Consider the following 17287-nt stretch of genomic DNA (forward strand, 5'->3'; position numbering starts at 1 on the left):
ACCTTTGCGTCTATAAGTTAAACCCATAAAAAGTTATAGCAATGAAAGAAAAATTAATCACTCTTCTGACCTTCACCTCCGGTCTTAAAAGTTTCGGTATCAAATTTATCCGTGTAGCCATTTTGGTTGTATTCGTCTGGATTGGCGGATTGAAATATTTTTACTACGAGGCAGATGGCATCGTACCTTTCGTGGCAAACAGTCCGTTTATGAGTTTCTTCTACGCTAAGGGAGCTCCGGAATACAAGGAACATAAAAATGCCGAAGGTGCATATGTTCCCGAAAACCGCGAATGGCACGAAGCCAATAATACATACACATTCTCTTACGGACTGGGTGCGCTCATTATGAGTATCGGTATCCTGGTTTTTCTCGGTATCTTCTTCCCTAAAGTTGGTATCATAGGAGATGCACTCGCCATCATCATGACACTCGGCACATTATCTTTTCTTGTCACTACCCCCGAAGTATGGGTACCCAACTTGGGAAGTGGCGAATATGGGTTCCCCTTGCTCTCGGGTGCCGGAAGACTGGTTATTAAAGACATCGTAATCCTGGCAGGCGCAGTAGTATTACTTTCCGACTCCTCACAACGGGTATTGAAATCTTTGACAGCTACTACCCGGTAACTGAAACAAATCTCCCGCTTCGGATGTTATAAACCTACAGAATAACCCTTTAAAAGAATATAGATATGAAACAATATGATGCTATTATCATAGGTTTCGGCAAAGGTGGAAAAACATTGGCTGCCGAATTATCCAATCGTGGCTGGAAAGTCGCCCTCATCGAACGGTCTGATAAGATGTATGGAGGTACATGTATCAACATTGCCTGTATCCCTACCAAAGCATTGGTACATGAGGCCGGGATATCCGGACTGATGTACAAGGAAGACTATAAGCAACAAAGTAACTTTTATAAACAGGCTATTGCCCGTAAAAATGAACTGACCTCTTTTCTCCGAGAAAAGAACTTCAGCGATCTGGATGGTCGGCCCAATGTTACAATCTATACGGGAATGGCTTCATTCACTTCACCCAACACGGTGAAAGTTGTTCTTCCCGACGAAGAGATAGAACTTCAGGGTAAAGAAATTTTCATTAACACCGGAGCTACAAGCATTATCCCTGCCATCGATGGAGTTAAAGAAAGCAAGCACGTGTATACCAGTACCAACCTACTGGATCTGGACATACTCCCACGCCACCTTATTATTGTAGGCGGCGGATACATCGGACTGGAATTTGCTTCCATGTATGCAGAGTTCGGAAGTAAGGTAACCATACTTGAAGGAGGAAGTGCGTTCATTCCGCGTGAAGACCGTGATATAGCAGACAGTGTACGTAAGGTGCTTGAAAAGAAGGGAGTAGAAATTCGTCTGAATGCCCGTGCACAGTCCATACATGATACAGCAGATGGGGTGACTCTGACATATACAAACACCGCTGATGACGTCCCTTGCTTTGTTGAAGGCGATGCTATCCTACTGGCTACAGGCCGAAAACCAATGATAGAGGGCCTGAACTTACAAGCAGCAGGCGTAAAAGTAGATGCACACGGTGCTATTATTACGGATGTACACCTGCACACTACTACTCCACACATCTGGGCAATGGGCGATGTAAAGGGAGGACCGCAGTTTACTTATGTATCTCTGGATGATTTCAGGATTATCCGCAATAAACTGTTTGGTGATAAAGAGCGTACCACCGAAGACCGTGATCCGATAGCTTACTCCGTATTTATTGACCCGCCACTTGCCCATGTCGGTTTGACGGAAGATGAAGCTATCAAGAGAGGATATTCCTTCAAAGTATCCCGCTTACCGGCCACAGCTGTAGCACGTGCCCGTACTTTGCAACAAACAGACGGCATGCTGAAAGCTATTATTGATACACATACCGGAAGAATCATGGGATGTACCCTGTTCTGTGCCGAAGCATCAGAAATTATAAACATTGTCAATATGGCAATGAAAACCGGACAGCATTACAGCTTCTTACGAGACTTTATTTTCACACACCCAAGTATGAGTGAAGTATTAAACCAGTTATTCACATTTGATTGAAATAGATAGTTCTGATTTTTATTTCAAGTAACGCCTGTTAGAAATTAAAGTAAAACAGGCGTTATTTTTATCTTAACAACCAGGGGAGTGCTATATTTTTCTTACTTTTGTAACAACATTGCCCATAAAGAGTAAAACTCAAAATGAAAGAAAATCAAACTTATCAATCAAAGATTATGCCATTTACTTTTCGAAAAGCCACCACCGATGATGCAGCCAGAATATGGGAAATCATCCTGCAAGCCAAAGAACAAATGCTTCGGCAACAAAAGCAACAATGGGACGAAACCTATCCCCTACCCGAAAATATAGCCAGTGACATTCGGAACGGTTATGCCTGCGTATTATGTAACGAGGGTGTCATAATAGCCTATGGTGCAGTCTCTTTTGATGGCGAACCGGCCTATGAAGCCATCGAAGGTAAATGGTTAAGTGAACAGCCTTATGTAGTAGTTCATCGCCTGGCTGTGGCCAATGAAATGAAGCAAAAGGGCATAGCTACTCTGTTCATGCAAAAAGTAGAAGAATTTAGTCGCGGGAAAGGAATCTATAGTTTCAAGGTAGATACCAATTTTGATAACTTCTACATGCATAAGATGTTAGAACGGCTTGGCTTTGTATATTGTGGGGAAATAATATATGGCAGGGGAGTTAGGATGGCATACGAAAAGCTCTTATAATCCTTACCTCGCAAAAGTACGTATTTAAATATGAGTTAAATAGGTAATTAACAGCGACTTAAATACGTACTCTTATACTCTAAAAGTACGTACTTTTATAAGCATTGATTTACAAGATGTTAGCTGCATTATTTGTGCTATCCATACTCTTCATAATAATAGATATAATTAGCTGATATTCTAAAGGCTAAGAGTAAAAACTACTTCTTTGAAGAGTTCATTCTTCTCTTCTTTTTCTGTGAGGGCGTTAAAGGTTTCTCTTCTATTTTAAAAGTAATAGTCCCATTAATAGTAATTTTTACGTCTTCCTCTTCGTCCACCAACTGATAAGGTGCACAATCTGAAGAACCACCATACTTATGATTCCATCTTACAAATGGATAAATAATGGCAACAGCAATAAAAATTATAATGATAGGTATTAGCATGCGTTTCTTATTTGATTTACAAATATAACATGATAATAGGAATAATAGAAATTAATAGAGGTATAATTGATCTATCATTGTAAACTCAATCAATATTAACATTATCACTACAAAAAACAATCAATAATATACCATTCGGCCATAGGTTTATTTTTAATTAGTATCTTTGAAGCATTGGAAACAGCTGCGGAATGTTGGACGAGTTGATATATATGGTTGTGATTGGCTTTCAAATTAGCATCTTTGAACCATTGGAAACAGCAAAAGCATTTGAATCTAACGCTTTGAGTCGGTTGTGATTGGCTTTCAAATTAGTATCTTTGAACCATTGGAAACAGCTAACATTCCAGGAGTATTTATCGTACCAGGTTGTGATTGGCTTTCAAATTAGTATCTTTGAACCATTGGAAACAGCATACGTTCTTTAAACGATTCACAGATGTTTGTTGTGATTGGCTTTCAAATTAGTATCTTTGAACCATTGGAAACAGCTTGATACTTTCAATCCTACTTCTTATGAAGTTGTGATTGGCTTTCAAATTAGTATCTTTGAACCATTGGAAACAGCAAGATAATAAAACCTTTGCTGCATTGATTGGTTGTGATTGGCTTTCAAATTAGTATCTTTGAACCATTGGAAACAGCTACCTCCGGCTGCTATGTTAGGATTTTAACGTTGTGATTGGCTTTCAAATTAGTATCTTTGAACCATTGGAAACAGCATCGGAAAAAACACATTGGGCGATAACAAGTTGTGATTGGCTTTCAAATTAGTATCTTTGAACCATTGGAAACAGCACAATCTCTACTATTCACTGAATACCAATTAGTTACATCTGATCACAGAAAATAAAAAAAGAGACTGTTTCCAAAAGAAAATCCCATATTTCTATGGGATTTTTTATTTTAAAATAGTTCCAACTGCTGTCCGGGAGTATTAACTCCCTGTATCTTCTTTCCATAAAACAGTTCTATATTTCCAAATTGTTTATCGGTTATACATAATATTCCCACCTGACCATGTTCCGGAAGAAAAGACTTAACCCTTTTTATGTGAACATCAGCATTTTCACTACTGGCACAATGACGCACATAAATAGAAAACTGAAACATAGTAAACCCGTCCTTTTGCAGATTTTTTCTGAAATCCGCATAGGCCCTTTTATCTTTCTTTGTTTCAGTCGGTAAATCAAAAAGTACCAGTACCCACATAATGCGATATTCACTAAAACGATCCATTACCTCTCCGGATAGATGATATGGCGAAGCTCCCCACTAAAACATTTATAAAGTGAGGCAGTAGTCTGCGAAACAGCTACCATTAACGGGCTTCTTTTACCACCTATTTTTACCTCCAACGTTGGAATTTCCAACAACTGAACCTTCAATTCTTTACTTAACTCACCATAATTAGCTCCATTATGTACAATACCAAAAACCAACTCATCCACATAAGGACGATAAGGCTCCATTATATCATCGGCCAAACAATAGGCATTATAACGATTATGATGATGAATGCCTAAAGTTGGTAAAAGCCCACTTATAACCAATGCACGTGCAACAACTGCCCGCAGAATAGCATAACCATAATTCAGTAAATTATTAGGTGGGACTCCTTCACGCTCTCTTGTAAAACCATCAATATCTGCAAACATACCTTTCCAATAGTATGCTGCAGCACGTGCTTCAAGATTCTCTGGATCTCCACTTTTCACATTATCTGCCCACACATGCATACACTTTACCTCTACACTTTTACATGCCTGCAATACTGAAGCTTGATTATTAATCTTCATTTTTATGGTTTGTTGCCAAAGTTGTTTTTTCAACGGAACCGAAGTATCCAATTGATAGCGAAAGCGTTCATTCTGAGTAGTGTTGCCATACAATGGAAGCATCAAACCAACAGGCATACTTCTACTATCGCACGTTATCACAGCACTATTATTTTCAAGCAACGCCTCCAAAACTCCGGATGTTATAGTTATTTGTTTATTATCCAACACTACAACTCCAATATCTTCAATAGGCTTCATTATCTCCGATTGTTGCTTAAAAGTGTCCGGTAAGGATTCATTTTTAACAATCTCAGGAAGTTTAATTACAAGCTGGGCATTGCGTAATGAAAGATAAACAGGATTCCCAAAATATAATGTTTTTTTAATCATAACTCAATCTATTATAATCCAACATTATCTTTTTCTTATTTTTGATTGTTTATTTCTGTTATACAACCCAACCTATCAACCCTAATCGGTACACAAACAGCCTTAATCATCTCATTATTCCATGATTTCTCCGCCTTATTATTTGCTCCCAATTCAATAACAGGAATTATAGCATTAGACACATTCTGAGGAATGAAGAAACACTGGGGCCCGGAACAGGAAATCATCTTATAGATTCTACCCTTATCTATATTATCCAACTTCATACCATTATTCAATTCATCTGCAGTAGGCACATAAACCAAGTCATTAGGTGACAACCAAAACAATAACTTATCACCGTTATTATTATTTTCGGGAACAGGAGTCCACCCCAACTTCTCTCTTTCAATAACAACATTCAACGGGATAGTCTCATAGTTCCGTTTACCATCTTCTGTTTGATAAACAGCAAAGAACAAATTTGTACCTTTGGCAGCTTCAACATATTTAGAAGTCTTATTTCCTGATGTCCCAACACTAAATTTGTTTCCTTGTGGCTCACATACGCGTACCTTATATATAGGTTGATGATATTTACCATCATTTAAAGTAGTAAGATTCTTGTTCATCTCATCTATACCATCGGGCGAAAATGCCAGGTTAGGATCATCCTGATTATTACTCAAATGATTAAGAAGTATCTTTTGTATACCCGTATCCGTAACAGACTCCTTTATCTTCTTCGCATTAAAACTTGTATCCAATGGTTTGCGAACCGCTACTAAAGGTTCAGTAGAATCATTCGTAAAATAATAAACAGCCACTTTTGACAAGTTCAAATCCTTCCAAAGAGATGCGTTTTCCTTGAAGTACTTATCTATTCTTTTCTTATCATATTTATATGAATACAGCTGAAGTACTTTTTCCTTTAATTTTTTATCAACAATCATTTTCGGAGTATCCAAAGCAAGGCTAAGCCTGACTTCTTTCACCTTCTGAAGATTCACTTTGCCAAAGACCGTATCTTTATGCATCGGCTTACGTATAGCCCAACTATCGCCATTTATCTGTTTCTCCAATACCTTCTTCCCACTTTCATCAAAATGTACATAATAATTAGTGGTTTTATTTATCACTCTCAAATTCTGCTTAAAACTTACAGTGATATTCTCCAATGCTCTTCGTATATCCTGAGTAAATGCCGGCCAGGGCTTTTTTACAATCCACTTATAATTGCCATTATCATCAGTCCGACATTTGATACACAGCAAACGTTGCAAATCAGTACGAGATATTTTTGCTTTCTTACTTGCAGACTCATTACTCAAATAGTTAATATGATTCCGTGTAGCACACGCAATTACAATTGCATCCATTGCATGATGCCGATGATCAATACGCTTTTTACTGAACCCTTTCTGCATTTCAAGAGGTACTGCCGTTTGAAAAACACGCTTTCCTTCCTTATTTTCCCAACACCCGAATTGTTGACTTCCGGTTAATTCATTTAGTCGTTCAAACCGGGGATAGATAATCGAATTCCAAACATCATTTACTCCCCAATCCCTCTTTAGCCGATCTGTAACGCTGCCTGTACATACTATTACGTTCTTAGAAATAGCTTCCGGCTCATACTCTCCGTTCGAGTCCTTCTCACGTACAATATTTGATAACAAGCTTTTCACTACCTTACTAATGTAACGACTATCATTCAGTTGGCGTTCTATAAACGTCTCTGGTATATCATCCATTAATAATCTCTTCATTTTACTGCCTATACCAGAATAATTGGCCTTCACAAATTTTTCATAAGCTTCTATAGAAAAAATCTGGACTACTTTACCAAAACCTATCTCTACATATTGTCCATGATGATTCTTAATAAACTCATATCCAAGCTCATTACTCTTCAGCTTATTCACTTCAGCCTCGCAAATAACCTTGTTACTAAAAGAATCATCAAAATAACGGGATTGGGGGATAATATGCTCTATCTCATAGGCCGACGTAAAGAGCTTCCCTAATGGAATAATGTCACCAGTATAAGGAGAACGATATTTCTGTTCCAGCCATAATTTATAACGCAGAAACTCCGATTTCGTGGGACGTTTCTTTAAATCACTCTCTCTAAACTTCTTTAAAACAGCACTAATATCCTCCGGAATTTCTTCAACACTATTGAGCACCGTATCCTCATAGATTCTAAGTATTTCCTGCTGACCCGGCGAATATGGACGTACGTTCTCTATTTCGTACTCAGAGTTGATAAACTCCGCTAATAAAGCTTTAATACGTAAATTGGTGTTTTCATTTTCTACTATTTGAGCAGTCATCTTTGCCCGCTTATCAACCGGATTCTTTATCTCACGCCCCAGTTCAACATGTATTTCATCAATCTGCCCTACACGTTTCCAAATATCACGGACAGTACGCAATGTTTCTGTAATAACCTGCTCTACAATAGGGTTTCGCAATGAATGTTGTCTGAACAACCGGAGATATGAGTCAATATCCTCAGGACTCTCCCACTTAGCAATAGCCCTGGCTTCAGAATGCCTGTTATACACAACATAACAAGACAACCACAACGGAAGTCCCTTAAAATCTGTTATATCCGACAGTTTTATAGCTTTTTCCCTCACTCTGTCATGGATATTCTCATCCCATTCACCTGTAATAATCTTATCAATCCGTTCCTTCGTTTTATCATCGATATTCGATAGTTCCCAATACTTCCCCATCCTCATCAGTGGCAAAAGCTTCTTGATTGCTTTAGCAGAGTATGCACCATATTCTTTTTTGAAAGGAAGCAGTTTCTTAAATACATCCGCAAAACGATCATCCAAATTATGTTTAGAAGCAAACTTCCGTAAAGCACTTTCAATCTCAATTTTATCTTCTACCGAATAGAGTATATGCCACAAAGCTTCTTCCACCTCCCGGGATAAGAAATCAGCAGCAACACCCACTTTTTGCAAACCATTCAATATAGCATTTCTTGTTTCATTGCACGGATATGATTTATCTTCTACGTAATTCCAGCGATATTCAGTAAAAGTCTTTTTCAAACCGAATTGCGGATTTTTCAGAAAAGCTTTCTGGTCTACCTCTTTCCGATCATTGAGCCATTCAAATAAAGTAGTATAATCGTCTTCTGTTTTAAAAAAATCAGGCGTCACATCCACATCCATTTCCAACTTGCCATCATCCATAACCCTTTCTCTCTGATAAATCCGTATATTAGAGATAAACTGCCACAAACGAAACTCCTGAAAAAGAGGATGGGATTTTGCAATACATTTAATGGGTGCTTGCTTCACCTCTCCTGTTTCCCGATCCATATACTGATTCTCCTCATAAGGACAATTATCTATCAATGACTTTTTAGTTTTCAGAGGACGTTGATAAAAGATAATATCATCTATGAATAAATAAACAAAATCTCTACCGGAGATATTATTCTTATGTGCCTCATTACTGACATATAAGGCGTCGATACATGCTCTGTATAAATCCCGGTCCTGTAACTCCGGATGGAAGGATAGCTGCTTTTCTAAAATCAAACGCAACTCTTCCTTATAAAATTTACGTTCGACCGTCCGCACCAGTCTACCTTTTATTTTTTGATGCGGATTTTGTAACAAGGCATCATAGATATAACATCCCACCGTTTTATGGCTATTTGCAATATCAGACTCCGTCTTTTTCTTTATCAACGTCCAGTCATCTTCTTTCGGTGCACGGAAAGAACGCTTCACCTCTCCATATTTATCCAGTTTGGGCGTCCCATCTTCATTAAGATCTGTTGTCACAATGAATTCTTTCACTTTCCCTTCCCAATCCAAAGGGATGTTACTGGTTCTACGATAAATCCACCCGTTCTCCAAATGAACATTATACCAGGTGTCTTTTCCTTTCTTGTCATCAGTAGCCTCCACCTTAACAACCCTCAAAGCATAAAACTCCACAAGCTTATTGGATTGTTCTTCCTCTTCTTCTCCACGTAACTGATAGTATCCACGCTTTTGATTAAAATTTAAAATAATCCATGCAAGCTCTTCTTTAGATATCATTTCTGTCAACGCCTTTTTGCGAAGATAATAGAGAGTCCAGTCATAAGGCACCTTTTTACCTTCGGAAACAAATACAGGCTGATGAGTAGCAAAATCAACTAACATAGCTTCAAACGAATCCTGAAATATAAATTCAAATTGTCCCATAGAGTTTTTCCTCCAAGGTAACTTCGGCTCTGTATTTTTCTTAATTTTACCAGGATGATTTTCAAAATCTATATCATTGACATAATGTTCGGGAAGAAAGCCTAATATCTGTAATACTTTATGCAACCGTTCACGACGCAATAATTGACGCTCACGCAACCGGCGAATACTTCGATAAGAAGTCCGCTCCGCTGTCTGAGATTTTGTAACTCCACTATCAAAATTTCCTAATACAGCAGCATCCATAGGAATAATCCTACTCCCGGCCAATTCTATATTTCTCTTTTCAACTGATTCATCTGCTACACTATTTATTACAGCCCACCCTATACTATTTGTTCCTAAGTCCAGTCCTAATATCTTTTTCATACTGCATTAAATTTAAATATATACAAATATATAATTATTTATTGTAAAAAGAGTTTTATATTAATTTTTTCATTATATTTGCCACACTAATTTGAAAGCAAATCACAATAAGGATTATTCCGTTGTGAAAACATTTAGGTTGCCCTCGTCCTTCTACGGGGGCTTTTATTTTGATTCATCCTACAAATGCATAGTTCGTTAATAATGTTAATTCATTTTTTAATACCCTGATTTTGCTTTATAAGAATGTACATTTTAGCATATCATAAGTGTACATTTTAGTATGACAAAGGTGTACAATTAACACTCGCATAATTGTACACTCTTGCCTATCTTTAAACTGGAGGTTTATATTCATTATCAATCAGCAGATTACATCAGAGTGAGTATTTATATTCTACCTTATATTCTCTCTTAAAGGATTTTTATAATTGCTTTTTTAACAACTACACATTTATCAAATGAGCCTTTACTTTGTCTATTCCGATTTTTGTTCTATCTTTGCCGCCGAATCAATTTAAACTACCCCGATGAGAATATCCAAGTAAGACAACACATTTCGGTAAACATCACTTTTTATATGCTATCTTTCTATTGACGCTAAGCATCACAAACGTGTATGTTTAGCCACTATTGTGTTTGTCCCTCCCCTCCTTTTTTTTAATTATCCCAAGTATTTAACATTCAAACCCAGTAGTTAGTATGAGTATATCCATTCAACAAATCACGTATATACATGCAGATAAAGAAATTCTGTTTAAAGACCTTAACCTCTCTGTAAACAAGGGACAAAAGATTGCATTAATCGGAAATAATGGTTCGGGCAAATCGACCCTGTTACAGATTATAGCCGGATGGCTGTCGCCTTCATCAGGAACGGTGATCCGCCCGGACGATATCTATTATATTCCCCAACATTTCGGGCAATATGACGGACAGACCATTGCACAAGCTTTACGAGTAGACAAAAAAATAGAAGCGCTACACGCCATACTGAACGGTGATGTGTCTGTAGAAAACTTTAATACTCTTGATGAAGATTGGAATATTGAAGAAAGAATACAAGCAGCTTTAGAGTCCTGGGGATTAGGAAATAAACCAGTATCACTCCCCCTGTGCCAACTCAGTGGTGGTGAGAAAACCCGAGTATTCCTGGCTGGTATGGAAATACATTCTCCCTCCGTAATTCTGCTGGATGAACCGACCAACCATCTGGATGTTCAGGGAAGAAAACGGCTTTATGATTTCGTAAAGAAAGCAGCTTCCACACTTATTGTTGTCAGCCATGACCGGACACTGCTCAATCTGCTGAACACTACCTGTGAACTTACAAAAAACAACATCACCACTTATGGAGGCAACTATGAGTTTTATAAAGAACAAAAAGGTATCATGCTAAATGCCCTGCAACAACAACTCGAAGAAAAAGAGAAAGAACTACGATTAGCCAGAAAGATAGCCCGCGAAGTGGCCGAACGAAAAGAAAAACAGAATGTGCGTGGCGAGAAAGTAAATGCCAGGAAAGGCATTCCCCGCATTATGATGAATGTATTGAAAGACAGAGCAGAAAAGAGTACCACCAAACTTAATGATATACATGCAGAGAAAGCGGAAAAGTTAACCGGTGAAATGACTCAAATCAGAAGTTCCCTTTCTGATGCGGCAGTATTAAAAACCGATTTTGATACTTCAGGATTACGCACCGGGAAAATTCTGATTACGGCAACCGATATTAATTTTGGCTATGGAGACGAACTGTTATGGAAAGCTCCACTCAACTTTCAATTGAAAAGTGGTGACCGTCTTTGCATTGAAGGTTCAAATGGATGTGGTAAAACCACTTTGCTTAAACTCATCACCGGAGATATCATGCCCAAGGAAGGGACATTAATCCGTGCCGATTTCAAGCATGTCTACCTCAATCAAGAATACTCTATCATTCAGAATGATCGGAGTGTTCTTCAGCAAGCGGAAGCTTTCAACATTCGCAATCTACCCGAACATGAGGTGAAAATCAGGCTCAACCGCTATCTGTTTCCCTCCACAGTATGGGATAAACCTTGTAAGAAACTAAGTGGCGGAGAAAAGATGCGGCTTGCCTTCTGTTGTCTGATGATCAGCAACAATACGCCCGATATGTTTATTCTGGATGAACCGACCAACAACCTGGATATTCAAAGTATAGAAATCATCACATCGACTATCAGAGATTATACAGGCACAGTGCTGGTAGTATCACATGATAAATATTTTATAAATGAAATAGGAGTGGAAAGAAAAATCATCCTTTAAAATTCATATCTTTGTAACTCTATTAAATCAGAGGTGTTCCTGATGAGAGCATAAAGAGAATGAAAGAATTAAGCAACAAGCTACTACCTATACAGATAGAAGGAGAACTGAATAAAGAGTGGGATTTTTTATCCGAAGAATATATCGGGCTACTGGCAAGAACCGGACGGGGAATGAAGTATTCCCTGTCGTTTCCGGTAGAGAGTCATGTAAGTGTCACCTCTCCCCGCACAGGAATAGTATGGAATATTATGATCATGCTTGAAGATCCAAAGGTCATTCATTACGCCTTTTATACCTTCTATACCAACGAATATGGTGAAAGAGGCATCTACCTCATCGACGAATACAGGTGTAGCCGGGTGACGCCCCACTATATGAAGAGGCTCAACAGCAGGTATCTGAAGCCCAAAGGTATCCGGTATAATGACGAACATGACATAATCAGATTCATCTATCTGTCTCTTCTGAAAGATACCGTCATGTGTGGGCATCGCAATACAAAATACCTGGCACACAACGAAGGACTAAGTGTAATAGACCACGCCGGAAACGGAACGGTTACTTACATCACTTTTGTAAACAAAGAAATGCTGCGGGAATATCAGGAACCTTTTGACAAGCGCCGAAAACTGATGTACCTCATCAAAGAACACCCGAATGCTAAAGAACCACGCCGGCAGCTAAAATTATTAATGGAAGAATTAGGACTTGATTTTCCAAAAGAATATTCCAGTATCAAACCCCGTCGGAAAGATCCCATGCAAGCCATGCAAACAGCTTGCGAAAAGGCACAAATGAGACAGGTGAGAATGCCGGAAACGGGAACTACTATTGGATGCGGACGCCCGTCACAACAGCAATGGATTAATGAATCGGATATAAAAAAGTTATTAAAGAAATGAGCAAATTAACTACTACCTGGTGGATTGTATTCTACAAAGACCAGCTACTACTTAAAAAGCAGAATAATAAGTTGACAATCCCTTGTAACGAACAACCTCCTATACCTATCCCGGCAGATACCCATGTACACGAAATATGTATTCTGGAGGGGCACCCCTGCAAAGCCTTCGTCATCAACCATCCCATAGAAGAATCCGACGAATATTGTATGACCGGGCTACGTGCTTCTTATGATTTTATCCCGTTGAAACAATACCATACAGCAGGAAAAGCTTTCGAAATACTACATTGGGATCAGCATAGCCGCTTCTGCCCGGTATGTGGCACAAAAACGGAAATGAAAGATGCCATCATGAAAAGGTGTCCGGCATGCGGAAACGAAATGTATCCTTCTATTTCGGCAGCCATACTGGTGTTGGTACGTAAAGAAGATTCGTTACTATTGGTACATGCACGAAATTTTAAAGGAACTTTCTATAGCCTGGTAGCAGGGTTTCTGGAAACCGGAGAAACACTGGAAGAATGTGTAATGCGCGAAGTAAAAGAGGAAACAGGACTTGATATTAAAAACATCACTTATTTTGGTAACGAGCCGTGGCCCTATCCCAGCGGACTAATGGTAGGATTCATTGCCGATTATGCCGGTGGAGAAATCAGTTTACAAGACGAAGAGTTGAGTTCAGGGGCTTTCTACACACGTGAGAACCTACCGGAACTGCCACGTAAACTCAGCCTGGCACGTAAAATGATCGATTGGTGGATAAAAAACAATTAAAAAAGAGATACAGGTTACGAAGCACTTACAAACTACAAACGAACAACTTATGAATGAAACGAACACTCCGTTCCTCTCTCAAAAGTATCAATAAACCCGTGTGCCCTCGCAACCTGTATTTTCTCTTTCTATAATCCTGCCTTTCCCTCAGCCATGAGCACCACAGCTATTACAGAACAAACCGCAATAGCTATAGCCAACCAGCATTCGGGACGGGAGAATACCTTTTCACCCTTTTCCATATTCTGCTTGCGAGCCACTACATAGAAATAGAATCCCGCCAGATAGAAAATGGAAGTAATGAGCAATAACAACAGACTGCCTGCATACAATAACCACAGGCAAAAAACGGAAGATATGATACCGATAATCCGGTATTGCATAATCTTCTTTGCATCGGTAGTCTTCAACTCCCCTTTTGTAAAGCTCGCCTTCACCAGATAAAGGCCGCAGAAAAGGTAAGCAGGAAGGATCATTACGCCGGTAATATCTATTGCCGCATCGTAAACCGACTTGGCCATAGCTACCAGTATCATAAACACCTGCATGATAATGCTCGATATGAGCAATGCATGAATCGGTGTCTCTTGTTTGTTCTCACGCAGAAACGACTTCGGAAGGATTTTCACCTGTGCCGCTGTATAAGGTACTTGTGCACACAACAGTGTCCATGCAATCCATCCTCCGATAACGGAGACAATCACACTAAGGACTACAAAGGTGTATGCCCATTCTCCCACCGCAGCTTTCAATACGTAAGCCACTGAAGGATCATCTAACTTAGCCAGTTCGGGTTGCTTCATGATACCGTAGGATAAAATACTGATAAGCGCATAAAGCACCAATGCCAGCAAAAAACCGATGACACCGGCTTTACCCACATCCTGACTGTTCCGGGCGCGGGCAGACATTACAACTGCACCTTCTACACCAATGAAACACCACAATGTTACAAGCATTGTACTCTTGATTTGTGTACCGAGAGAACCCAAATCAGAAACATGCCCCCAAAAGTCATAACTCAGCGCTCCTACCTTAAAAAAGATAAAGAGAATGACAACAATAAGAATCAGTGCAGCAAACTTCACGATAGTAACAACGGTATTCATTGCCGCCGCTGCTTTTACGCCACGCGCCACAATGAGGTACATTGCCCAAATGAAGAAAGAACCGAAAACTACTGTCTGCCAGCCATGCTTTAGCAATACAGGGAAGAACTCTCCGAACGAATCATTGAGCATCACAGCAAAAGCTACATTTCCCATCGCGGCACAGAGCCAATAGCCCCAGGCTACATTGAAACCTACATAGTTACCAAAACCTTCTTTCGCATACTGATAAATTCCTGCATTGAGATCAGGACGGGCATCAGCCAGTATCTTGAAGTTGAGCACAAGGAACAACACTCCTACCCCTGAGATAACCCAGGAGATGAGAGTAGCCCCTAGCCCTGCCCCCTGAGCCATGTTCTGTGAAATATTGAAAATACCTCCACCGATCATAGACCCAAAGACAATGGCAACCAGCCCGCCCAATCCTAATTTCTTTGAACCATCAGCCATGATTATTTAACTAAAGGTGCATATCCGAAGTTGAGGAAACCAATAGCCGTAAGGCAGTAAGCAAACGGATTATCACTCGGAATGTTAATGAAGTTGTGAAACAGCTCCTTATCGCCATCCTGTTCTAATCCACGCATTGAAAGTTCATGATTCAACGATTTGGTTAGCCACATCCGGGCTTCTGCTCCAGCAATCTCATCATCAATCTTTGAGTCGTAGAACTGTACATATTCTGCGGCAAAGCCACCTATAAACTTACCATTCTTCTTTGCCCACACAATACCAACTCCTGTAGCAATAGCCTTATGCTCGGCATAGTTGGCACCATGACCGGCTATGATTACTTCGAGTATTGCCCCATGATGGAATTGATCTTTCAAGTCGGGACGGAAAGGTAAATAAGGAAATTTATCATTCATCTCAGGAGTGATAGACACCAGATTCCCCCTCATTTCGGGAGGCATCACAGAAGTATAAGGTATCACATTGAAGTTTTCAATTCCAGCCTGATGCAAAGCAAGGTCATATGCAAATGTTTCGTACGGCTGAGGTGGTATGCCATCATTAAACGCTCCGGTTCCACCGGTTACAAATCCGAAAACCGGATAGCGGGTTCCTCTTTTTTCATCCATAATTCTTTTGGTTTTAATGGTTAATAATCAGAAGGGAAGGCTCCATTACCAGATAGTCAACTCTTCAAGTTTCAATTTCTTTTCCCACTCACTGATAGTGAGTTGACGCAGGTCGGAAGCTTGCATACCCTCAGGAATTGCATTCTGAGCGAGGTTAATATAAGGGGCACAGGTAAGAGCACAACCTACCTGATGAGGTTCTACGAATGTGTATTTGTAACCTACATAGATACGTTCGTATTCCACTCCCTGATCTTGTCCGCACAAGGCGATACTATTGGTCACTTTACGAAGAGTACCTTCAAGATAGCCAATCATCTCAGACTCTGTAGTAGAATCATTGCCGTAGGTATTGGCATCTTCAATAAAAAGAGAAGAACCTTTGCTACGGTCTTTCAGAATGGCGATACCAATGGCAGACCATACCCATAGCGGACCACGGGCAGTGACATCTTTATTAGCACAGATAATGTGTGAACCGGGCATAGGCGGAAAACGGCGTTGTTGCTCTTTACCGAACAAGCGCTCGGTAGCTTCGAGTAGCGGACGAACATTGTAAACAGGAATATCAGGTCCATCGGGTTGAGATTGCATGTACATCGGCTTCTCTGCTCCACTTGCAATGTCGTCATGTTTAGCAAGGTCAAAACCCCAGACCGCACCATTCAGTCCACAAAAAGAAGAAACAGTAAGCATGTTGATCTGGCCGATATAAGCATCATTCTTCTCGCAACGGTCATAAGAAACAATGTTCTCGGTTACTGCATCGAGGTCTTTCACATCGACTGTACCGACGGAGAGCTTCATGGTAGAGATGTATCCCTCACCAGCACCGGGATTCATATACCCCATGCAAAATTCTTTACTTGGCCCCACGGCCTGATTAATCACTTTTGAGGCATCATACTTGATGTCAGCTACTAAATCTTTCATATTACTATTGGTTTAGATGTTGCTCATAGAACAACGTTTAACACAGAATGATTAGCCCCAATAGTCTAAAGAATCAAAAAAAAACGAAACGTACTTCCCGCACGGGAAGGTTCGCCAAGCGATGGAAAAAAAGAAATATACCGATCAGTTTTCACCAACATATCAATTCCTCCGTTCAAGGTATTGTATCTGATAAAAGTAGTATTATATAAAAGTAATCTTCCATCTTTTTTTCAAAATTTTGTATACTGGTTGGATAAAATTAT

Annotated in this window: 13 protein-coding genes and 1 CRISPR repeat array; of the genes, 6 read left to right on the forward strand and 7 right to left on the reverse strand. The window is 39.5% G+C overall.

The window, feature by feature from the left end; genetic code table 11:
- Positions 1-41: 41 nt before the first annotated feature.
- The 3 genes from QX565_RS17635 to QX565_RS17645 all read left to right on the forward strand — a co-directional run bounded on the left by QX565_RS17635 (position 42) and on the right by QX565_RS17645 (position 2751).
- The gene (locus tag QX565_RS17635) at positions 42-629 is read left to right on the forward strand and encodes a DUF417 family protein (RefSeq protein ID WP_289293744.1); all 588 of its coding nucleotides are present in this window, start codon (positions 42-44) and stop codon (positions 627-629) included.
- 65 nt (positions 630-694) lie between these two features.
- A complete protein-coding gene (locus tag QX565_RS17640) occupies positions 695-2071 on the forward strand; it encodes an FAD-dependent oxidoreductase (RefSeq protein WP_289293746.1) in 1377 nt (458 codons plus the stop codon).
- A gap of 143 nt (positions 2072-2214) precedes the next feature.
- Positions 2215-2751, forward strand: a complete 537-nt coding sequence (locus tag QX565_RS17645) for a GNAT family N-acetyltransferase (protein WP_251236852.1) — start codon at positions 2215-2217, stop codon at positions 2749-2751.
- Between the two features lie 200 nt (positions 2752-2951).
- Here the strand turns inward: QX565_RS17645 and QX565_RS17650 are convergent, their stop codons facing one another.
- The 4 genes from QX565_RS17650 to cas9 all read right to left on the reverse strand — a co-directional run bounded on the left by QX565_RS17650 (position 2952) and on the right by cas9 (position 9921).
- Complete coding sequence (locus QX565_RS17650; RefSeq protein ID WP_221651402.1) at positions 2952-3179, reverse strand: hypothetical protein; 228 nt, start codon at positions 3177-3179, stop codon at positions 2952-2954.
- Positions 3180-3394: 215 nt separating this feature from the next.
- Positions 3395-3977: direct repeats of the CRISPR family, unit length 47 nt; unit sequence GTTGTGATTGGCTTTCAAATTAGTATCTTTGAACCATTGGAAACAGC.
- 108 nt (positions 3978-4085) lie between these two features.
- Positions 4086-4418, reverse strand: coding sequence for a CRISPR-associated endonuclease Cas2 (gene cas2 / locus QX565_RS17655; protein WP_221651401.1), 333 nt, complete (start codon positions 4416-4418; stop codon positions 4086-4088).
- Positions 4418-5350, reverse strand: coding sequence for a type II CRISPR-associated endonuclease Cas1 (gene cas1, locus QX565_RS17660; RefSeq protein ID WP_221651400.1), 933 nt, complete (start codon positions 5348-5350; stop codon positions 4418-4420). The genes cas2 and cas1 overlap by 1 nt, the downstream gene beginning before the upstream one ends.
- A 35-nt stretch (positions 5351-5385) precedes the next feature.
- Positions 5386-9921, reverse strand: coding sequence for a type II CRISPR RNA-guided endonuclease Cas9 (cas9, locus tag QX565_RS17665; protein ID WP_289293748.1), 4536 nt, complete (start codon positions 9919-9921; stop codon positions 5386-5388).
- Between the two features lie 702 nt (positions 9922-10623).
- Here cas9 and abc-f point away from each other — a divergent pair.
- From abc-f to nudC, 3 genes are read left to right on the forward strand one after another with little or no spacing between them, the layout of a single operon-like run.
- The gene (abc-f, locus tag QX565_RS17670) at positions 10624-12213 is read left to right on the forward strand and encodes a ribosomal protection-like ABC-F family protein (RefSeq protein ID WP_289293750.1); all 1590 of its coding nucleotides are present in this window, start codon (positions 10624-10626) and stop codon (positions 12211-12213) included.
- 59 nt (positions 12214-12272) lie between these two features.
- Positions 12273-13118, forward strand: coding sequence for a hypothetical protein (locus QX565_RS17675; protein ID WP_221650409.1), 846 nt, complete (start codon positions 12273-12275; stop codon positions 13116-13118).
- Complete coding sequence (gene nudC, locus QX565_RS17680) at positions 13115-13894, forward strand: NAD(+) diphosphatase (RefSeq protein WP_289293753.1); 780 nt, start codon at positions 13115-13117, stop codon at positions 13892-13894. The genes QX565_RS17675 and nudC overlap by 4 nt, the downstream gene beginning before the upstream one ends.
- 128 nt (positions 13895-14022) lie before the next feature.
- Here the strand turns inward: nudC and QX565_RS17685 are convergent, their stop codons facing one another.
- Genes QX565_RS17685 through QX565_RS17695 form a run of 3 tightly spaced genes read right to left on the reverse strand, consistent with a single transcriptional unit; the run spans position 14023 to position 17021 of the window.
- Entirely contained in the window at positions 14023-15456 is a 1434-nt protein-coding gene (locus QX565_RS17685) for a basic amino acid/polyamine antiporter (protein ID WP_289293755.1), read from the reverse strand.
- 2 nt (positions 15457-15458) lie between these two features.
- Positions 15459-16088, reverse strand: a complete 630-nt coding sequence (locus tag QX565_RS17690; protein WP_007486558.1) for a pyruvoyl-dependent arginine decarboxylase — start codon at positions 16086-16088, stop codon at positions 15459-15461.
- A 45-nt stretch (positions 16089-16133) separates the two neighbouring features.
- The gene (locus QX565_RS17695; RefSeq protein WP_007486556.1) at positions 16134-17021 is read right to left on the reverse strand and encodes a histidine decarboxylase, pyruvoyl type; all 888 of its coding nucleotides are present in this window, start codon (positions 17019-17021) and stop codon (positions 16134-16136) included.
- Positions 17022-17287 lie beyond the last annotated feature (266 nt).

This window comes from Bacteroides sp. 41_26, from assembly GCF_949740115.1.
Classification (GTDB): domain Bacteria; phylum Bacteroidota; class Bacteroidia; order Bacteroidales; family Bacteroidaceae; genus Bacteroides; species Bacteroides nordii.